This is a genomic window from Ruegeria sp. YTSA075 (genome assembly GCF_059610245.1).
The window spans coordinates 362,047-381,086 of record NZ_JBXWNG010000003.1; the positions used below are offsets into that span (position 1 = coordinate 362,047).

General features: G+C 58.4%; 20 protein-coding genes. 10 read left to right on the forward strand and 10 right to left on the reverse strand.

All coding sequences use genetic code 11. From position 1 onward, the window contains the following. Positions 1-59: 59 nt before the first annotated feature. Entirely contained in the window at positions 60-1,322 is a 1,263-nt protein-coding gene (gene purD / locus AC2FGE_RS07805; protein WP_496818642.1) for a phosphoribosylamine--glycine ligase, read from the reverse strand. A 75-nt stretch (positions 1,323-1,397) separates the two neighbouring features. Here purD and xseA point away from each other — a divergent pair, with 75 nt between their 5' ends. Both xseA and AC2FGE_RS07815 read left to right on the forward strand, forming a co-directional pair. After that, positions 1,398-2,882, forward strand: a complete 1,485-nt coding sequence (gene xseA / locus AC2FGE_RS07810) for an exodeoxyribonuclease VII large subunit (RefSeq protein WP_496818643.1) — start codon at positions 1,398-1,400, stop codon at positions 2,880-2,882. Between the two features lie 3 nt (positions 2,883-2,885). After that, positions 2,886-3,527 (forward strand): glutathione S-transferase family protein, encoded by a 642-nt coding sequence (locus AC2FGE_RS07815; RefSeq protein WP_496818644.1) that lies wholly within the window; start codon positions 2,886-2,888, stop codon positions 3,525-3,527. Positions 3,528-3,529: 2 nt separating this feature from the next. On the opposite strand, the gene AC2FGE_RS07820 is transcribed toward AC2FGE_RS07815, so the two are convergent. Beyond that, positions 3,530-3,925, reverse strand: coding sequence for a hypothetical protein (locus tag AC2FGE_RS07820; protein WP_496818645.1), 396 nt, complete (start codon positions 3,923-3,925; stop codon positions 3,530-3,532). Between the two features lie 129 nt (positions 3,926-4,054). On the opposite strand from AC2FGE_RS07820, the gene AC2FGE_RS07825 reads away from it, so the two are divergent. From AC2FGE_RS07825 to AC2FGE_RS07845, 5 genes are all read left to right on the forward strand, one after another. Then, positions 4,055-4,690, forward strand: coding sequence for a lysoplasmalogenase (locus AC2FGE_RS07825; RefSeq protein WP_496818646.1), 636 nt, complete (start codon positions 4,055-4,057; stop codon positions 4,688-4,690). A gap of 57 nt (positions 4,691-4,747) precedes the next feature. After that, positions 4,748-5,887, forward strand: a complete 1,140-nt coding sequence (gene ftsY / locus AC2FGE_RS07830; protein ID WP_496818647.1) for a signal recognition particle-docking protein FtsY — start codon at positions 4,748-4,750, stop codon at positions 5,885-5,887. Between the two features lie 88 nt (positions 5,888-5,975). Further along, entirely contained in the window at positions 5,976-6,878 is a 903-nt protein-coding gene (locus AC2FGE_RS07835) for an EamA family transporter (protein ID WP_496818648.1), read from the forward strand. 16 nt (positions 6,879-6,894) lie between these two features. Next, positions 6,895-7,500 (forward strand): inner membrane-spanning protein YciB, encoded by a 606-nt coding sequence (locus AC2FGE_RS07840; protein ID WP_480827579.1) that lies wholly within the window; start codon positions 6,895-6,897, stop codon positions 7,498-7,500. A gap of 135 nt (positions 7,501-7,635) precedes the next feature. Continuing rightward, a complete protein-coding gene (locus tag AC2FGE_RS07845; protein WP_480827580.1) occupies positions 7,636-8,304 on the forward strand; it encodes a Crp/Fnr family transcriptional regulator in 669 nt (222 codons plus the stop codon). A gap of 195 nt (positions 8,305-8,499) precedes the next feature. On the opposite strand, the gene AC2FGE_RS07850 is transcribed toward AC2FGE_RS07845, so the two are convergent. From AC2FGE_RS07850 to rpiA, 8 genes are all read right to left on the reverse strand, one after another. Next, positions 8,500-9,501, reverse strand: coding sequence for a DMT family transporter (locus AC2FGE_RS07850; RefSeq protein WP_496818649.1), 1,002 nt, complete (start codon positions 9,499-9,501; stop codon positions 8,500-8,502). A gap of 164 nt (positions 9,502-9,665) precedes the next feature. Then, complete coding sequence (locus tag AC2FGE_RS07855) at positions 9,666-11,135, reverse strand: Do family serine endopeptidase (RefSeq protein ID WP_496818779.1); 1,470 nt, start codon at positions 11,133-11,135, stop codon at positions 9,666-9,668. Between the two features lie 150 nt (positions 11,136-11,285). Continuing rightward, entirely contained in the window at positions 11,286-11,480 is a 195-nt protein-coding gene (locus AC2FGE_RS07860) for a DUF2065 domain-containing protein (protein ID WP_496818650.1), read from the reverse strand. Then, entirely contained in the window at positions 11,480-12,376 is an 897-nt protein-coding gene (gene hflC, locus AC2FGE_RS07865) for a protease modulator HflC (RefSeq protein WP_480547863.1), read from the reverse strand. The genes AC2FGE_RS07860 and hflC overlap by 1 nt, the downstream gene beginning before the upstream one ends. Then, positions 12,376-13,521 (reverse strand): FtsH protease activity modulator HflK, encoded by a 1,146-nt coding sequence (gene hflK / locus AC2FGE_RS07870; protein ID WP_496818651.1) that lies wholly within the window; start codon positions 13,519-13,521, stop codon positions 12,376-12,378. The genes hflC and hflK overlap by 1 nt, the downstream gene beginning before the upstream one ends. Before the next feature lie 72 nt (positions 13,522-13,593). Beyond that, positions 13,594-14,952 (reverse strand): glutathione-disulfide reductase, encoded by a 1,359-nt coding sequence (gene gor / locus AC2FGE_RS07875; RefSeq protein ID WP_496818652.1) that lies wholly within the window; start codon positions 14,950-14,952, stop codon positions 13,594-13,596. Positions 14,953-15,013: 61 nt separating this feature from the next. Continuing rightward, positions 15,014-15,544, reverse strand: coding sequence for a hypothetical protein (locus AC2FGE_RS07880; protein WP_496818654.1), 531 nt, complete (start codon positions 15,542-15,544; stop codon positions 15,014-15,016). Positions 15,545-15,553: 9 nt separating this feature from the next. Next, positions 15,554-16,342: a ribose-5-phosphate isomerase RpiA gene (rpiA, locus tag AC2FGE_RS07885; RefSeq protein ID WP_496818655.1), complete on the reverse strand. Its 789-nt coding sequence runs from the start codon at positions 16,340-16,342 to the stop codon at positions 15,554-15,556. Between the two features lie 168 nt (positions 16,343-16,510). Between rpiA and AC2FGE_RS07890 the strand changes: the two genes are divergently transcribed. The 3 genes from AC2FGE_RS07890 to AC2FGE_RS07900 are packed head-to-tail and all read left to right on the forward strand — an operon-like array spanning position 16,511 to position 19,028. Next, positions 16,511-17,212 carry a glutathione S-transferase family protein gene (locus AC2FGE_RS07890; protein ID WP_496818656.1) on the forward strand — a complete coding sequence of 234 codons (702 nt, stop codon included), beginning with the start codon at positions 16,511-16,513 and terminating at the stop codon, positions 17,210-17,212. 1 nt (position 17,213) lies between these two features. Then, positions 17,214-18,590 (forward strand): L-serine ammonia-lyase, encoded by a 1,377-nt coding sequence (locus tag AC2FGE_RS07895; RefSeq protein ID WP_496818657.1) that lies wholly within the window; start codon positions 17,214-17,216, stop codon positions 18,588-18,590. 21 nt (positions 18,591-18,611) lie between these two features. Beyond that, positions 18,612-19,028 (forward strand): GFA family protein, encoded by a 417-nt coding sequence (locus tag AC2FGE_RS07900; protein ID WP_496818658.1) that lies wholly within the window; start codon positions 18,612-18,614, stop codon positions 19,026-19,028. The last annotated feature ends 12 nt before the right edge of the window (positions 19,029-19,040 follow it).

Sequence of the window (19,040 nt, forward strand, 5' to 3'; positions counted from 1 at the left end):
AAATATCCTGGGGGTGAGGCCGCAGGCCGAGGGGGCAAAGCCCCCTCACCCAGCAGTGCTCAAAGCGCCCGCCAGCCAATATCGCGCCGGTAGAACCCCTCCGGCCAGTCCACCCCATCGACCATTGCATAGGCCCGATCCCGCGCCTCCTGCAATGTGTCACCACGGGCGGTGACATTAAGCACTCGCCCGCCCGACGCTTGAACCTGCCCGTCAACCGCCTTGGTGCCCGCGTGAAACACCATGTTGCTGCTGTCTTCCGGCAGGCTATCCAAACCTTTGATGACCGTCCCTTTCTCATAGGACCCGGGATAACCCTGCGCAGCCATGACCACGGTCATCGCATGATCCTCAGCCCAATTCACACGGGTATCCTCCAGCCGCCCTTCGGCCGCTGCATGCATCAAATCCATCGCTTGCGCACCCAGACGCATCATCAGCACCTGACATTCGGGGTCGCCAAACCGCACATTGTATTCCACCAAACGCGGTTGCCCATCCTTGATCATCAAACCGGCATAGAGCACCCCCTGAAACGGCGTCCCGCGCCGCTTCATCTCGGCCATGGTCGGGCGGATGATTTCAACCATCGCACGGGCCTCAACCTCAGCGCTCAGAACCGGAGCGGGCGAATAGGCGCCCATGCCACCGGTGTTCAGCCCGGTATCGCCTTCACCCACACGCTTGTGATCCTGTGCTGTGCCGATGGACAAGATGTTCTCTCCGTCACACAACACGAAGAGAGAGGCTTCCTCTCCCTCCATGAACTCCTCGATCACAACTTCGGCGCCCGCACCGCCAAAGGCGCCGCCGAACATGTCATCGATAGCCTCCAACGCGGTTTGCGCATCCATCGCTACGATCACACCCTTGCCCGCGGCCAGCCCGTCGGCCTTGACCACGATGGGCGCGCCCTGTTCGCGGATATAGGTTTTGGCCGGTTCCGCCTCAGTGAACCGTGCATAGGCTGCTGTCGGTGCGGCGGCCGCGTCACAAATCTCTTTGGTAAAGCCTTTTGAGGCCTCAAGCTGTGCCGCCGCGGCCGAGGGGCCAAAGACCAGCACGCCAGCCTCTCGCAAACGATCTGCAACGCCTGCCGCCAAGGGCGCTTCGGGGCCGACAATGACGAAATCAATCGCGTTTTCCTCGGTGAAGCTGACCACTGCGCCACCATCCTCGATATCCAGTGCAGCACAATCGGCGATCTGAGCGATCCCGGCATTTCCCGGCGCAACAATCAAGCGGTCGCATTTGGGGTTCTGCATCACCGCCCAGGCCAGGCTGTGCTCGCGCCCACCGCTGCCGAGAATAAGGATGTTCATGAAAGCTCTCCGATCTGCTTGGCCTTGCCTGCGCGGCGTTCTAAGCTGGGTGGGCATTTGACACAAGGCGCTGAAATGTCCGACCTGCTCGACGACCCGATTCCCGGCCAAAACACTCCCGAATATTCGGTTTCCGAGCTTTCTGGCGAGGTGAAACGCACGCTCGAAGGAACGTTTGGACGAATCCGCGTCCGCGGCGAAGTCGGTCGGGTGTTCAAAGCGCGCTCGGGGCATCTGTACTACGACATCAAGGATGATCGGAACGTGCTGGCCTGCACGACATGGAAAGGTCAGATCTCGGGCTTGTCGGTTGTGCCCGAAGAAGGGCTTGAGGTTGTCGTGACCGGCCGTCTGACTGCTTTTGGTGCACAGTCCAAATACAACATGAACGTGGATGAGGTCGCTGTCGCGGGCCAAGGCGCCTTAATGGCGCTACTGGAGAAGCGTAAGAAACAGCTCGACTCCGAGGGCCTGTTCGCAGCCGAACGCAAGAAGCCACTGCCCTATCTGCCGCAGATCATCGGTGTTGTGACTTCACCCTCCGGCGCGGTGATCCGCGATATCCTGCATCGGCTGCGGGATCGCTTTCCCCGCAAAGTTCTGATCTGGCCGGTTGCCGTGCAGGGTGCCAACTGCGCGCCCGAAGTGACCCGCGCTATCGAAGGGTTCAACGCGCTTACACCTGGCGGCGCGTTGCCACGCCCTGACCTGATCATCGTTGCGCGCGGCGGCGGGTCCATCGAAGATCTGTGGGGATTCAATGAAGAAAGCGTGGCACGTGCCGCTGCCGCCTCAGACATCCCATTGATCTCGGCCGTGGGTCACGAAACAGATACAACGCTGATCGATTTTGTCTCGGACCACCGGGCACCCACGCCAACCGCTGCCGCCGAACTGGCTGTCCCTGTCCGGATGGAACTGCTGGCTTGGACCAACGAACAGGGCGCACGACTTTCCCGTGCGGCCAGCGATGCGGTCCAGCGCCGCAGCCAGCGCTTGCGCGACGTGGCCCGCGCGTTGCCGCGCCCGGACAGTTTGTTGAACATTCCTCGGCAACGGCTTGATCTGATTGCAGAACGACTGACGCCCGCATTGACCCGAGGCGTACAAAACCGACGCCTGCAACTGGTCGAGATGTCGGCCCATCTGCGCCCGACAACCTTGCGCGCCGTTGTCGCATCTCGGCAGGAAAGCCTGCGCAACCTGTCTTCTCGCCTGTCCATGCGCCCGATCCAACGCGAGATCGACCAGCAGCGCCAAGCCACTGCCAGACTGGCCGAGCGACTAAACGCCGCTCAACGCACCCGATTGGACCGCTTGCGCCAACAGCTGGATGCCACAGACCGCCTGCGCGAAACGCTCAGCTACAAAGCCACGCTGGAACGCGGCTATGCCGTCGTGCGGGCCGAGGGCGACGTGATCACCACCAAGTCACAAGCCGCCAAGCACCCGGTTCTGGAAATCGAATTTGCCGATGGCCGCCTGACGACCGGAGGTTCCAGCAAGTCGCCCCCCAAAAAGACCAAAACAGATGCACCCGATCAGGGCTCGCTGTTCTAAGCTATGCTGACGATCTGGGGGCGCAAAACATCTTCGAATGTGCAGGCCCTGATGTGGTGTGTCGGCGAATTGGGGCTGGAGTATCATCGCCATGATGTCGGCCATCACTTTGGTGGGCTGGACACGCAAGCCTTTGCCAATATGAATCCAAACCTCACCATCCCTGTCCTGCAGGATGGCATCAACCCACCCCTGTGGGAGACCGGAGCTATTCTGCGATATCTCGCCGACCGCTACGCACCCGACACGTTTTGGCCCAACGCCCCGGTTCAACGCGCCGAAATAGACAAATGGGCTGAATGGGCGAAGATCAATGTCGCAATGGCATTCACGGTCCCGGTGTTCTGGCAGGTGGTGCGAACTGCTCCTGCCGATAGGGATAAGTTCAAGATCAGGAACGCCGTTGAACAGCTTGAAACAAAGCTGGAAGTTTCAGATCGACTTTTGGAGAGTCGCCAATTCCTCACCGGCCCCGACCTGACCCTGGCCGACATCCAGTTCGGCCACATCCTGTACCGATACTACGATATTGATATTTCGCGCGCGCAGTTCCCAAACCTCAAACGCTACTACGGCCGTCTTATTGAGAGACCTGCGTTCAGGCAGAATGTCATGATCAGTTACGAAGAGCTGCGGGTAAGCTGAGATCAAACCCCAACCTCTGGCCCAAGGCAGATCATCTCCTCGCCCAGATCTTCGGCCTCATACAGTTGCGTCGCCTGCGGGTCGCCTTCAAATTGAGCAACCAATCCGTCGCCCATTCGCGTAAACACCCAACATTGCGGATCTGACCTGTCTTCATAGACAAAACAAATCTGATCTTCGCGCTGATACCACACGCCTTCCTTGCAGTTTCCATCAAGAAACGACCAGATCACGCGGCGATTGGGCAAATAGCGTTCTACCCCGTAAACCTCGCCGCTGTACCCGTAGAACAGGGTCTTTCCGCGCGTATAGTCATCAAACTCCGCCCCCGACAGCGCTGTTTGCGCCCCCACCGGTTGGGTCGAAAGCACAAGAAGAATCGCAAAGAACCTCAACATGACGCCATAGTGTCAGATACATGCGGCCGTGGCTATTCGCACTGAGGGTTCACATGCCTCAACGTCACCGGTTGTACCGCAAGAGGATTTTGAAAGACAGTAAAGCCGGGAGATAGGGAGGAAACCAGAGTGACCAGCCTGATATGGATCGCCGCAGCATGTGCTTTGGCCTATCTGCCTCTGTCCCCACGCCCGGCCAGCACAATGCGTACAATGCTCAAAACCGCATCAGTCGCCCTGTTGGCCCTGTACGCCGCCCTCAGCGGCGGCGCGGCACTGCTGATCCTGGCATTGGCGCTCTGCGCCTTGGGAGACGCCCTGCTTTCGCGCGAATCCGAGACCAGCTTCATGGCCGGTATCGGCGCGTTTGCGGCAGGCCACCTTGCCTATATCGCCCTGTTCCTGTCTCATCCCAGCAGCAATGCGACACTTATATTCGACCATCCCGAATATGTCTGGCCCCTCATTTTGCTGGGCATTGTCGCCGCCACCCTCCTCGCCCCCCGCGCCGGAGACCTCAAGGTGCCGGTTCTGGCCTATATCCCGATCATCCTCGGCATGGGCATTACAGTCCTCGCCCTACCTGATACAGGCGCTCTTCGCTGGGCCCTGCCCGCCGCGATGGCCTTCATCGCCTCAGATCTGATTCTCGCAACTGAAAAGTTCCTGTTACCTGCCAACCACCCGGTCCTGAAACTGACCCCCTTTCTGATCTGGCCGCTCTATTGGGGTGCACAAGCCGGCTTCTTGATCGCTTTCACCTGACCCTTTGCAACTGCCGTAAATCCGCATTAGGTGAAAGGATCACCTGCGGAGACCAAAATGGCGTTTTTCTCAAAGCTCAAGGACAAGCTGTTCAAATCCTCTTCACGCCTAGAAGAGGGTTTGGATGCCATTGTCGAGGATGGCGGCAAGGAAACCACGCCTGACCCGGTGATCCCGCAGCCCGAGCCCGAACCGCACCCCGCCCCAGAAGTACCCGGCCCGACCCCCAGCCCCGTGCCATCCGAACCTCCTGCTCCCGCACCTGCAGACCCCACGCCTGCACCAACGCCGCCGGAGGTCGCTGAGCCAAAAGGTCTGCTAGGCCGATTGTTCAGCCGCGGCGATGCCCAAACCGTTGTCCGCCGCACGCTGGATGACGACATGCTGGAACAGCTCGAAGAGCTGCTGATCGCCTCGGACATGGGCGTCGATACCGCCCTGCGCGTCACCGCAAACATGGCAGAGGGCCGCTTTGGCCGCAAACTTTCGACAAGCGAAATCAAACAATTGCTGGCGCAGGAAGTCGCTCGCGTAATGGAGCCTGTGGCGCGCCCGCTACCGATTTATCCAAAACGCCCGCAGGTGGTTCTGGTTGTCGGCGTGAACGGATCAGGAAAAACCACGACCATCGGCAAGCTCGCCAGCCAATTCAAATCAGCAGGCAAACAGGTCGTCATCGCCGCCGGAGATACGTTCCGCGCCGCCGCCGTCGAACAACTCCAGGTCTGGGGCGAGCGCGCTGGTGTCCCGGTCCTGACCGCACCGGAAGGCTCTGACCCCGCGAGCCTCGCCTTTGATGCCCTAACCAAAGCCCAGGAAGATGGCGCCGACCTGTTGATGATCGACACGGCAGGCCGCCTGCAAAACCGCGCCGATCTGATGGAGGAACTGGCCAAAATCGTCCGAGTGATCCGTAAGGTCGACGACACCGCCCCACACAACACCCTGCTGGTGCTCGACGCCACCACCGGACAAAACGCGCTCAGCCAGGTGGAAACCTTCCGCAACCTCGCCGATGTTTCGGGCCTTGTGATGACAAAACTCGACGGCACAGCCAAGGGCGGTGTTCTGGTGGCGCTTGCGGACAAGTTCGGCCTGCCGATCCACGCCATCGGCGTCGGCGAACAAATCGACGACCTGGCCCCCTTTGATCCCGAAGAATTCGCCGCCGCCCTGACCGGCCTGGATCAAAGCTGATCCAAGTCTTCATCTGGCCATAAATATCTTCCGGGGGTCTGGGGGTGGAAAACCCCCAGCCTCTCCCTCCAGCAAAAAGATCTGATACTTGAGCGACTGGCTGATCTCACTTGAAGGCACCGAAGCGGGCCACCAGCTTGCCCTTGGGCTGGCGCTCATGGCCGCTTTTCTGCACGCGGTCTTCGGGGCACTTCAGAAAGGCCGCCATGATCCCTGGCTGTCGCGCGGAGCGATAGACGCCTGCTATTGCCTGATGGCCGCCCCTTTTGCGTTCTTCGTCGTACCCTGGCCCGAACCCTATATGTGGCCGATCTTCGCCGTCGTTTGGATGATCCACATCGCCTACAAGACTCTTCAGGCGATGGCCTATACCAAAGGATCCTACACGGTTGTTTATCCCGTCGTCCGGGGCACCGGCCCGCTGTTTACTGTGATCGGCGCCTATCTGTTGTTCGGCGAGATTTTCAGCGGCATGCAATGGTTTGGCGTCGCGGTCCTGCTGGCGGGAATATTCGGCCTTGCCCTCTACAACCTACGCTTTCTGGAAACCAACCGGGAAACCCTTGGGATCGCACTGGCGCTGGCGGTTGCAACCGGCCTCTTCGTGGCGCTCTACACTACGTATGACGCCTACGGCATCCGCGCCACTGCCGATCCATTCACCTTTCTGGCCTGGTTCTTCATGATCGACGGCGCGGCCATGCCGATCTACGCCTTCCTCAGATGGCGCGCCATGATCAACCGCCCGGCCATTGGTCCCCTCATGCTGCGTGGGCTTGCCGGCGGCATCATCGCGCCCATGTCCTTCGGTGCCATTATGTTGGCCACACGGCTCGACAAAGTGGGCGAAGCGGCCGTTCTGCGCGAGACCTCAACAGTCTTTGCGGCCCTGATCGGTTGGCTTGTTTTGAAAGAAACGGTCGGCCCCAGACGCATTGCTTTGATGGCATTGATTGCATTGGGCGCCGTAATCGTTGAAATGGGCGGGTAAGCAGCAGGAAGATACGATGACAGGCAAAAAAGACATCAACCCGTTTCTGAAACAGGTGCTCGAACTCGGCCCCCCACTGGCCTTTTTCTTCATCTATCTGCGCCTGCGCGATGACAGCTTTCTGATCGCCGGTACAGAATACTCCGGCTTTATCATCGCGACGATCATCTTTGTGCCCCTGATGCTGGCCGCGATGGGCATCCTGTGGTTTCTGACCGGTAAACTCAGCAGATTGCAGATTTTTACCGCCTTCATGGTCATCTTCTTCGGTGGCCTGACCGCCTGGTTCAATGATGAACGGTTCTTCAAGATGAAGACCACTCTGGTCTACGGCGTCTTTTCGACCATCCTGGGGATCGGTCTGCTTCAGGGAAAATCCTATCTGGCCTATGTGCTGGATGAGATGCTGCCCATGAAACACGAAGGCTGGATGATCCTCACACGCCGGCTCTGCGCCTGTTTTGCCGTTCTGGCCATCGCCAATGAACTCGTCTGGCGCACCATGTCGACCGATTTATGGGTGAAGATCGAAACCTTCGCTTTCCCGATCGCCCTGATGGCGTTTTTGATGCTGCAATTCAGCCTGCTGCAAAACTATATGGAAGATCCGGATCAGCAATGAGCGCCAACGCTGCGTTGATGCACCACCATCACACCGCGCAAGTAATCCGTAAGCTGCAAAAGAACTTGGCTTAAGCCCGAAGCTATGAAAGGTTAAGGCACCACTCAGCACCTAAATCCGGAGTTCACCGCCCGTATGACGGCCTTTCCTTCTAGTGGCTTTCTATCAGAAGCCTCTGACGAGCTTCGAGAGATGCTCTCTGATCTTGCGTCCGAACTAACCCTTGAACAGGGGGAAACCCTGTTTGAACAGGGCGACGAGGGCGACGCGCTCTACGCGATACTGTCAGGCACGCTCGAAGTGTCGTTTCTGGCCATGAGCGGGCGAAAGCTGACGCTGACCCTCATGCGGCCCGGCGAAGTTTTTGGCGAGATTGCCCTGTTTGACAGCGGCCCACGCACAGCGACAGTCGCCGCTGCCGAGCCATCGCGCGTTCTGCGTGTGCGCCGCCGCGATGTGATGGGCCAAATCCGCGAACATCCCGATCTGGCCGTTGATATGGTCCGTCTGGCCGGTTTGCGCATGCGCTGGATGGGATCACAGCTGAACGAGCAGGTCTTTCTGCCTATGCCGATCCGGCTGGCGCGCAAACTGCTTCATCTGTCCAACCTGCAGGATGACCCATCGGAACGAATCACGCTGTCGCAAAGCGAATTAGCCGAATTTGTCGGCGCCACGCGCGAGGCGGTGTCAAAAACCATCTCGACCTGGAAACGCGACAATGTGGTCGAAGCCTCGCGCGGAGGTTTGCTGATTCAGGATTTCGAAGCCCTGCGCGAATTGGCCGAATCCGATCTGATCTGACGATTTCGTAGTTTGGTGTGATCTGGTTCACAGAACGACGGGTCGAACCTGACCTAAGGTGAGCTTGTTACCGTAGGAGGTCAGAGAATCATCCCCGATATCTGTCCACTGATCTCTCCCTGTATCTGAGCCATATGTCGTCCCGGCATATGGCTCATTTTCTTTGCAAACCCAGACCTTGCATACCCACGCGTGTCAGTACCTGCGATGCACGTGCTTGCCACGGACAACCATTCGGTTCTTTTGTTTTTCCCGCAGGAAGACAAACAAACCCGCCCCCAGGATCAAGAGTATCCCCAAAACAACCGGTAGGCCCGGTAGCTCGCCCCAGATCACCCAGCCCCAAAAAATCGCCAAAGGCAGGCCCACATATTCGAACGGGGCCACCGTGGCGGCATCTGCGATGCGATAGGCCTGTCCCAGGCAATACCCAATAAGGGCTGCGTTCAGCCCCAACCCTGCGAACAACCAAAGGTCATGACCTTCGGGCCAGACCCAAGCGCGGAACAGAAACAACAGGCTTTCATTCTCGACACCCTCGGCAAGTCGCCCATCTCCGGCGACCAGCCAGAAGACAATGCTGACAACAATGAAGGCGGATTGAATATAGACCGCCATGGCAGACGCCTTGGATTTGGCGCCCAGATACCGCGTCATTACGTTGTTCAGCGCATAGGTGAAAGCGGCGGCAATGGGCAGGACATAGATCCACAGGCTGATCGTGCGCTCTGCCCCGCTTTCCCAGGGGCGCGTCATGATGATCACCCCTGCAAACCCAACCAGAACCGCACCGATGCGCATCGGGCCGACCTTTTCGCCCAGGATCGGGATGCTGAGCAAGGTGATCATCAATGGGGCAACAAAGAACACAGCCGTCGCTTCGGCCAGAGGCATAACCGCAAGCGCGGTAAAAAAGGTCAGGTTCGCAATCACTAGGAACATCGCTCGAAGAACATGCAGGCCCGGCTGATCGGTTTTCAGGATATTCCATCCACCCTCCAACTGAACCAGGGCGAGGCTAAAGCCGATCCCTATCAGTGAACGAGTGAATACCATTTGGTGCAAAGGATACCCGCCAGACAAAAACTTGATCAGCATGTCGTTGAGGGAAATCCCCAGCATGCCGATCAGGATAAAGACGATAGCCAAAGTAGGGTTTTGTAAAATCTTGTTTTCCGACACGATTTGCCCTTTCACCCGGCCCGTAACATGGGTTTCGGATCAGGTCCGCTCTGTTTGCGACATGATGTTAGACATTGATTCCAGCCCCGGTTCAGAGAGCCTGACCTAGGCTCAGCGGACAAAAAAGAGGCCCCTGATCGGAGCCTCTTAGATCATTGCTTGGCAGATCAAAACCGGTGTTATTCTTCCAGGCTGAGCGCCACAAACCGTGGGTCACCTCCACGACGCACCAGCAACAGCAGAGACTTGCGTCCGGCCACCTGTGCCTCTTCCATCCGGTCTTCCAGGTCTTCGATTGTGGCAACCTTTTGCTGGCCCGCTTCGGTGATCAGATCTCCGGCACGCAAGCCCTTGGCATAGGCTTCCGAAGCCTGATCCACATCAGAAACCACCAGCCCTTCGGCATCCGCGTCCAGCCCCAGTTCTTCGCGCAGCGTATCGGTGAGCGGAGAAATAGTCAGCCCCAGAACATCCGTGTTTTCATTGGCAGGTGTGTCTTCGGCTTCTTCTTCGCCATTCTCGGTACGTTCCGCATCTTCGCGGCGGCCCAGCGTGACCAAAACGGTCTGGGTGCTGCCATCCCGGCTCACCACGACGCGGACGGCTTTGCCCACGGTTGTTTCACCTACCTGACGGACAAGGCCGCGCGTATCCTCGACATCGACGCCGTCAAAGCTGAGGATGACGTCACCCGCCAGCAGGCCCGCCTCTTTCGCTGGACCTTCGGGCACATCACTGATCAGCGCGCCGCCCGGTTTTTCAAGGCCCATGGCTTCGGCCATATCTTCGGTCACGTCCTGAATACGGACACCCAGCCAACCCCGGCGGGTTTCCCCGAATTCGCGCAGCTGATCGACAACTTTGACAACTACGTTCGAAGCCATCGAAAAACCAATCCCGATCGACCCACCATTGGGCGAAAGGATCGCGGTGTTCACCCCGATCACCTGGCCATCCATGTTGAACAGCGGACCGCCCGAGTTGCCCCGGTTGATCGCCGCGTCGGTCTGGATGTAGTCATCATATGACCCGCTCAGTGCGCGGTTGCGCGCAGAAACGATCCCGGCCGAAACCGAGAACCCCTGCCCCAGCGGGTTGCCCATGGCAATCACCCAATCCCCGACGCGCGCAATGTCGCTGTCGCCGAATTGGACGTATTTTAGCGGGCCAGAAGCTTCGACCTTGAGCAGAGCAATGTCGGTTTTTTCATCGGTGCCGATCACTTTGGCGGGTAGCTCTTTTTTAGGCTGACCATCGCCCGGGAAGAACTCCACCAGGATTTCGTCCGCTTCGGCAATGACGTGATTGTTGGTCACGATGAACCCGTCTTCCGAGATCACAAACCCCGAGCCCAGCGCATTGCTGCGACGCGGAACGTTTTCGCCATTGTCCCCACGGTCCTGGAACTCACGAAAGAAATCCTCGAACGGTGATCCTTCGGGCACGATGCCCTGCGGGCCGGTTTGTCCTTCGATCAGGGTCGATGTGGTGATGTTCACCACAGCCGGGCTGATCTGTTCCGCAAGCGGTGCCAGGCTTTCGCCACGCGCATACGCCGCCACCGTCTGCGCAGCGATCAGAACCATTCCCGCAAATGCCAGCCACATCAGCCGCATAAAACCAAACCCTTCGTTCTGCCGAACGGACATACTGCGTGCTTGTGCCTGCACCTGGGAACTCCTTGTCGTCACTCTTGGCGAACCGCCCTATGGCCGCCCTCTTGGCATCCAATGTAGTCGGTTTGCTGCGGCTCGCAACTCAGGATCGCGGGGAAATCACCAGCGCGTGAAGCCCTAACGTTAAAACCCGACCTGATAGGCACCCCAGATCAGAGCCAGTCCACTGACCACGCACAGCAATCCTGACAGCCGTCGCGCCTGTTCCGGAAGGGACCGGAGCGCCTCGAGCATCCGTTCAATAAGCGAAGGGGCCAGCGCATAGGCCAGCCCCTCAACGATCAGCACCAGCCCAAGGGCCAGAAGGATCATCCCCATTACTCAGACGCCGGAGCAGCCGGTGCCGGACGCCCGGTAGGCGACGACAGGTAGTTGAAGAACTCGGAATCCGGGCTCAGGATCAACGAGCTGTTGCTGCCCTGCAAGGCGTTCTCGTAGGCGGTCAGAGAGCGGTAGAATTCAAAGAACTCTGGGTCCGCACCATACGCTTCGGCAAAGATCGCGTTGCGTTCGGCATCAGCTTCACCGCGAATGATCTCGGCCTCACGATTGGCGTCCGAAACCAATTCGACCACAGTCCGGTCGGCCTGCGCACGAACTCGCTGCGCCGCTTCGTTACCGCGTGCACGTTCGTCGGTGGCTTCACGTTCCCGCTCGGCCTTCATCCGGTCAAATGTGGCCTCAAGGTTGGCCTGCGGCAGATCGGTGGCTTTCAAGCGGACGTCGATCACGCTGACACCCAACGCCTGCGCTTCGGCAATCGCGCTGTTGCGGATACGCAGCATCAGTGCCGCACGATCCGAACTCAGGATATCACGCGACGAAACCGAACCCAGCACTTCGCGGGTTTCGGCCCGCAGGATGCGATCCAGACGATCCTCGGCCACGGGGATACCACCGACACCAACGGCCTGACGGAACTGCTCCAGATCCGAAATCCGGTAGCGCGCGAAAGCGTCGACAACAAGACGACGGTCATCCAGAGGTGTCACTTCAAGCGGTTGCACGTCGATCGATAGGATGCGGTTGTCGTAACGCACGACTTCTTGAATAAGGGGGATTTTGAACGCAAGGCCCGGTTCTTCTTTCACCGTAACAACGCGGCCGAATTGCAGAACCAGCGCCCGTTCACGCTCGTCCACGATAAAAATCGATGACAAACCGGCAACGGCCAGAATAGCAACGATGATCAGGATTATAGGTGACTTACGCATCAGTTGCTCTCCCCTGCAGGGCTGCGACGCAGTTCGTTCAGCGGCAGATAAGGCACAACGCCCTGCCCTGAGCCGGTCGAGTTCTCGTCAAGGATGATCTTGTCAACATCGCCCAGTACCTGCTCCATACGTTCCAGATACAGACGTTTTCGTGTCACATCAGGGGCTTTGCTATATTCTTCCAAAACCGCGCTGAAACGGCTGGCTTCACCCTGCGCGCTATTGATCTGCTGGGCGCGATAGCCTTCGGCCTCTTCCAGAACCTGCGCGGCTTCACCACGCGCCTCAGCGAGAACCCGGTTGGCATAAGCGTCAGCGACGTTTTGCAGACGGTCACGCTCCTGCGCGGCGGCCTGAACATCGCGGAAGGCTGCAATAACGTCCTGCGGCGGGTCGGCCTTGTCGAAGTTCACACGGACGATGTTCACACCGGAATCATAGCTGTCCATCGTTGACTGAATCAGCTCCTGCAGGCGGTCGGCAATGACACCACGATCCCGGTTCAGAATCGGTGCCAGCTCGCTTTGTGCAATGATCTCACGCATCGCCGATTCCGAAACGGCGCGAATCGTTTGGCGTGGGTCGCGCAGGTTAAAGAGATACTTGGCAGGGTCACTGATGTTCCACACGACCTGATAGTCGATATCGACGACATTTTCATCGCCGGTCAGCATCAGGCCATCGTCGCTGCCACGAGCACCACCCATGTCTTCGTTCTGTTCGCGTGTGACCGGAATGACTTCGGCGGTCACAAGCGGCCAAGGTGCAAAGTTCAGACCCGGATTCCCGACAGCGGAAAACTCGCCCAAAAACAGCTCTACAGACTGTTCTTCGGGTTTCACGGTGTAGAAACTGGCAGCCGCCCAAAGGCCAATGGCGACCAATGCACCAATCGCCACAGTCCCTTTGGTAAACAACGGGCCACCGCCACCGCCGCCTGAACCATTGGAGCCACGGCCACCGCCACCACGACCGCCCATCAGAACGCGCAGCTGCTCCTGGCCTTTTTTCATCAGCTCATCGATCTCGGGGATCTGCGGACCGTCGCCTTCGGGTGGCTTTCGACCATCCCCGTTATTTCCCCGATTTCCTCCACCACCTGAAGAGCCTCCGCCCCCCCAGGGGCCACCGCTGTTGCCCGCCATATGTCTCAATTCCTTTATCTTGGCCCGTGTGATCACGGAGTCCCTTGTAACTTGTGTGCGCGCAGTTGCAAATCAAGCCGTGCGTACAGGTTGCCGCATTGTCACCAATTCCTCGGCCATCACCGGATGAACGGCAACCGTGCGGTCAAAATCTTCCTTGGTGGCGCCCATTTTCACGGCGATCCCAGCCAACTGAATCATCTCACCCGCGCCGGGGGCTACGATATGACAACCCAGCACCTTGCGCGTTGCCTGGCTGACGATCAGCTTCATCAGAACCCGCTGCGTGCCACCAGCGAAGGCCTTCTGCATGGGTTTGAACGAGGTGGCATAGACCTCAATTGGTTCCTGAGCCGACGCCTCTTCTTCGCTCAGTCCAACTGTACCGAATTCCGGCTGCGTGAAAATCGCGGTTGAGATTAGCTCATGATCCACGGGTGTTGGGTTGCCTTTGAACACGGTTTCGACAAAAGCCATGCCCTCGCGGATGGCGACCGGAGTCAGGTTCACCCGGTCTGTCACGTCACCAATAGCGTAGATCGAAGGCACGCCGGTTTGGCTGTATTCGTCCACGACAATCTCACCCTTACGGCCCCGCTCGACACCCACGGCTTCCAGCCCCAGATTATCGGCATTCGGTGCGCGACCGGTGGCGTACATCACGACGTCAAACTGATCCTCGGTCCCATCCGTGGCTTTGACGCGAATCTTGTCGCCCTGTTTGGTCATCTCCAGCACATTGGTGCCCAGACGCACATCAATCCCATTCTGGCGCATCTCTTCACAGATCAGCCCGCGCGCTTCTTCGTCGAACCCACGCAGGATTTGTGCGCCGCGATAGAATTGTGTGGTCTTGACCCCCAATCCGTTCATGATGCCTGCGAACTCGCTTGCGATGTAACCGCCACCGACGATCAGAATGCTTTCGGGTAGTTTCGGCAGATGGAAAATCTCATTCGATGTGATTGCCAAATCAGAACCGGGGAAATCCGGCACCACCGGGCGGCCACCTGTTGCAATCAGTATGTGCTTGGCGGTTTTGCGGGTTCCATCGGTCAGCTCAACCGTATGCGGATCGACAAGATGGGCGCGCTGATCAAAGCTTTCGACGCCGTTGTTCTTTAGGATATTGCGATAGATGCCTTCCAGGCGGTGAAGTTCGGTGACCAGCTTGCCATGGAAGGTGTTCCAGTCGAAGGCACCGGGCTGGATGTCCCAACCATAAGCCTGTGCATCCCCGACCATGCCCGAATACTCGCTGGCAAAGACCATCAGCTTCTTCGGCACACAGCCCCGGATCACGCAGGTGCCGCCATAGCGGTCCTCTTCGGCCAGCGCCACCTTGGCACCGTTTTCTCCTGCCGCCACGCGCGCCGCGCGCACCCCGCCAGAGCCGCCTCCGATGACAAACAGATCATAGTCAAAGCTCATTTTCCGTGCCTCTTTCAGTTTTATGACAGCACCGATTAGGTGCCGCAAAGAGTGTATCTTATCACTCGACGTGGTTCAGATCGTCATTGTCAGACAGTTGATCTTGCCAAGACGCATTCAAATTGGGCCGATAGTACTCTATTGTTTTCACGAAATGCTCAGATATGGGCTTCGGCATGGATTGCAACGGAATTGGCCAACTCTCATGCGAGCCATCCGACTTTTTGAAACTGACATAAAAAACCGGGCGTTGTTTCCGCTCGATTTCGTCATACGCCTCAATGTAACGCACTTCCGACCAAGCAATGTCTTGGATTTTTCCGCTGTTTCCACGCAATTTCATTCCCTCTGCGTCAACGAGTGCCACAAGCGATGGCATGTTCTCTAAGCGTAGATAGTTCAAAAACAACCCGACGGATCCAAGGATAGCTAGCACCAAGACCAAGGCTGCTCCACCACCCCATCCCGTAGATGCAAAACCCCACACGGCCACCACGGCGGCAATCCCGATCTTGATTAGATTGCCTTTGAAGGCTCGAGTTCTTGCGCGCACATCTGCATCGGTTTCACGGTATTCTGCGGTCGGACACACAGGCACTCTTCAATCCGCCAGATCCGAAAACAGATTCTCGCGCACGCCGCTCAGCAGCTGATCCATCTCGATCGTGCCTGCGTTGATGTCCCTCAACTCGACCCGACCATCCCCATGGCCCACGATGACCTTGTCGCAAATATCGATGAACAGTCCATTCTCGACCACGCCGGGCACCTGATTGAGCACCAGCGCCATCTGGCGGGCGTTGCCGATGCGTTGCAGATGCAGGTCCAGGACATGGTTACCCTCGTCCGTCACATAGGGGGCCTCGCCATTCATCCGCAGCGCACAGTTGGTGCCCAGCACATCCATCGTATCCAGAACTTCTTCGATCAGGGTGCGCGTAGTCTGCCAGCCGAAAGGGATCACCTCGACTGGCAAGGGAAACGCACCAAGGGTTTCGACCTCTTTGCCTGCATCTGCAATCACCACCATTTGATCGCTGGCGGTCGCCACGATCTTTTCCTGAAGATGTGCCCCGCCGCCACCTTTGATCAGGTTCAGATCGCCATCGAACTCATCTGCTCCGTCAATTGTCAGGTCCAGCCACCCGGCCTGATCCAAAGAAACGACCTCGATCCCGACCTCACGCGCCAGCTGCGCCGTTCGGGTCGAGGTAGGAACACCCTTGATCCGCAAACCGTCCTGCGCCACCCGCTCGCCCAACCGACGCACCAGCCAGGCTGCGGTTGAACCGGTTCCCAGCCCGACACGCATTCCGTCTTCGACCATGTCAGCCGCGCGCCTTGCCGCGACATATTTTGCGGTATCGATTGGCGACATCTCGGCGGTCATCGGCAGCTTTCCCGAATTGTTTTTTTTTGAGTTATACGGAATGCAAAACGCAACTGCGAGACCCAATTCATGCCAGAGCCCCAGGAAAGTCTGCTGAACTACGCGTTTCCCATCGGATACGTCGCAATCATGCGTTCCCCTGCTCGCTTTGCACCATAGATACGCGCCATGACACAGCCCTATCGCCTGCATTATGCCCCCGACAACGCCTCACTGGTGATCCGGCTGGTGTTGGAAGAGATGGGCTTGCCCTATGAAACCCTACTGGTCGATCGCAGCCAGAACGAACAGGACAGCGCCGCCTATCGTGCGCTGAACCCAAACGGTCTGATCCCGGTTCTGGAAACGCCGCAGGGAGCGATTTTCGAGACCGCTGCCATCCTGCTGTGGCTTGCCGACACCCAGGCACACCTTGCCCCAGCCGCCGATCACCCGGATCGCGCGGCATTTCTGAAATGGTTGTTCTTTGCGTCGAACACGCTGCACGCCGATCTGCGCATTCTGTTCTATGCCGAGAAATACATCGCCCCATCACAGGCCGAGGCCCTGCGCGCCGGCATACGGCCCCGGTTGCAGGCACATCTGCAAAATCTCGACGTCGTCGCAAAACAAGCCCCCGATTGGCTGCATGCCGATCAACCCTCGGTCCTGACATATTACCTGGGATGCATGATGCGCTGGATGGCGCTTTATCCTGCGAAAGCCGATCGTAGCTGGTATCAACTGGCAGATACGCCCTATTTGCAGAGAATCCTGATGCAGCTGGAATCGCGTCCTGCGACCCGTGCCGCCATCGCCGCCGAAGGGCTTGGGGCCAATCCGTTTACTTCGCCTACTTACGCCACTCCTCCAGAAGGGTCAGCTGTCTGACATGTTCCTCTCGGTTTTTGATATGTTCAAGGTGGGCATTGGCCCGTCTTCCTCGCACACGATGGGCCCGATGGTGGCTGCGGCGCGTTTTCTGGACATGATGCGCGCATCGCCATTCGAATTTGCTGGCCTGCGCGGGTCGCTACACGGGTCGCTGGCCTTTACAGGGGTTGGTCACGCCACTGACCGGGCCACCATTCTGGGCCTCGCCGGATTTGTGCCCGAAACCTACGACCGAGACAAAGCCGAGGCTGCGCTGGCTTCAATCGCCGAAACCCACACGGTTTCGCCTGACAATCTGCCAACCCTGAATTTCGACCCCAAAGCTGATTTGGTCTTTGACTATGACCACACCCTGCCCGGTCACGCCAACGGGATGATCCTGATGGCAACCGACGCGCAAGGCGATGTGATTTTGCGGCAGGTGTTTTATTCCATCGGCGGCGGCTTTGTCTTGACCGAAGAGGAACTGGCCGATGGCAAAGCCACGGATGAAGGCGCCCCGCCCGTTCCGTTCCCCTTCAAATCTGCCGCTGAGATGTTGGAGATGTCCAAAACCAGCGGAAAATCCATCGCACAGATGAAGCGCGACAACGAGGTCGTGCGCGGCTGTGCAGACAGTTTCGCCAAGGGATCAGCCCGGTTGTGGCAGGTCATGAACGATTGCATCGAGCGTGGCCTGGCGACCGATGGCATTCTTCCCGGCGGCCTGAAGGTACGAAGACGGGCCAAAGGCATCTATGATGCGCTGATAGCCGAGCGTGGCATGAACCTGACCGCCCCCCACACGATCAATGACTGGATGAGCGTCTACGCGATGGCTGTTAACGAGGAAAACGCCGCTGGTGGCCAGGTTGTAACCTCGCCGACCAATGGTGCGGCAGGCGTGCTGCCTGCGGTCATACGCTACTATCTTGACCACGTACCGGGTGCATCGGAAAGCCATGTCGAAGATTTCCTTTTGACCGCCGCCGCGATCGGTGGATTGGTCAAGTTCAACGCCTCGATCTCGGGCGCCGAAGCGGGCTGTCAGGCCGAGGTTGGCAGCGCCTCCGCCATGGCCGCTGCTGGATTGTGCGCAGTGATGGGAGGCACGCCTGAGCAGGTGGAAAACGCCGCAGAAATCGCGCTGGAACATCATCTGGGCATGACCTGCGATCCCGTTGCAGGCCTTGTGCAGGTTCCCTGCATCGAACGGAACGGGTTGGGCGCGATCAAAGCGGTCTCTGCCGCGTCACTGGCGCTGCGCGGTGATGGGCAGCATTTCGTGCCGCTGGATTCGGTGATCGAAACGATGCGCCAGACCGGCCAGGACATGCACGAGAAGTATAAGGAGACATCGCTTGGCGGTCTGGCCGTCAACGTGCCAAACTGCTGACGGAATAACGGAGGGGATGTAATGCGCGGACAGTGCCTGTGTGGCAATATCAGCTACCACGTCGACCCTCCGGTTCTGTCCTGCGTCACTTGCCATTGCGACAGCTGCCGCCGTCAATGCGCCGCACCGATGACCACATATTTCGGGATCCGCGACGGTCAGTGGCGCTGGACCGGTGAAGAGCCCAAGCGCTTCAACTCTTCTCCCGGAGCAGAGCGCAGCTTTTGCCCCCATTGCGGAACCCCGATCTCATTTCGATCGCGCAAGATGTCCGATGTGCTGCATCTATATGTTGCAACCCTGGACAACCCCGAGGCGTTGCAGCCGACCCTGCATGTGGCGCATGAGGAAAAGCTGAACTGGCTCAAGCTTGGTGATGGTCTGCCCACCTGCATCGGACCGGATTACACAAAAGTTCAACCTCTGCCCGACGCCTGAGAACAACGCTTT

Excerpts from the sequence above, each read along its gene's own strand:
- purD (WP_496818642.1), bottom strand. The coding sequence starts at position 1,322 with ATGAACATCCTTATTCTCGGCAGCGGTGGGCGCGAGCACAGCCTGGCC.
- xseA (WP_496818643.1), top strand. The coding sequence starts at position 1,398 with ATGTCCGACCTGCTCGACGACCCGATTCCCGGCCAAAACACTCCCGAA.
- AC2FGE_RS07815 (WP_496818644.1), top strand. The coding sequence starts at position 2,886 with ATGCTGACGATCTGGGGGCGCAAAACATCTTCGAATGTGCAGGCCCTG.
- AC2FGE_RS07820 (WP_496818645.1), bottom strand. The coding sequence starts at position 3,925 with ATGTTGAGGTTCTTTGCGATTCTTCTTGTGCTTTCGACCCAACCGGTG.
- ftsY (WP_496818647.1), top strand. The coding sequence starts at position 4,748 with ATGGCGTTTTTCTCAAAGCTCAAGGACAAGCTGTTCAAATCCTCTTCA.
- AC2FGE_RS07840 (WP_480827579.1), top strand. The coding sequence starts at position 6,895 with ATGACAGGCAAAAAAGACATCAACCCGTTTCTGAAACAGGTGCTCGAA.
- AC2FGE_RS07845 (WP_480827580.1), top strand. The coding sequence starts at position 7,636 with ATGACGGCCTTTCCTTCTAGTGGCTTTCTATCAGAAGCCTCTGACGAG.
- AC2FGE_RS07855 (WP_496818779.1), bottom strand. The coding sequence starts at position 11,135 with ATGTCCGTTCGGCAGAACGAAGGGTTTGGTTTTATGCGGCTGATGTGG.
- AC2FGE_RS07860 (WP_496818650.1), bottom strand. The coding sequence starts at position 11,480 with ATGGGGATGATCCTTCTGGCCCTTGGGCTGGTGCTGATCGTTGAGGGG.
- hflC (WP_480547863.1), bottom strand. The coding sequence starts at position 12,376 with ATGCGTAAGTCACCTATAATCCTGATCATCGTTGCTATTCTGGCCGTT.
- hflK (WP_496818651.1), bottom strand. The coding sequence starts at position 13,521 with ATGGCGGGCAACAGCGGTGGCCCCTGGGGGGGCGGAGGCTCTTCAGGT.
- gor (WP_496818652.1), bottom strand. The coding sequence starts at position 14,952 with ATGAGCTTTGACTATGATCTGTTTGTCATCGGAGGCGGCTCTGGCGGG.
- rpiA (WP_496818655.1), bottom strand. The coding sequence starts at position 16,342 with ATGACCGCCGAGATGTCGCCAATCGATACCGCAAAATATGTCGCGGCA.
- AC2FGE_RS07890 (WP_496818656.1), top strand. The coding sequence starts at position 16,511 with ATGACACAGCCCTATCGCCTGCATTATGCCCCCGACAACGCCTCACTG.
- AC2FGE_RS07895 (WP_496818657.1), top strand. The coding sequence starts at position 17,214 with ATGTTCCTCTCGGTTTTTGATATGTTCAAGGTGGGCATTGGCCCGTCT.
- AC2FGE_RS07900 (WP_496818658.1), top strand. The coding sequence starts at position 18,612 with ATGCGCGGACAGTGCCTGTGTGGCAATATCAGCTACCACGTCGACCCT.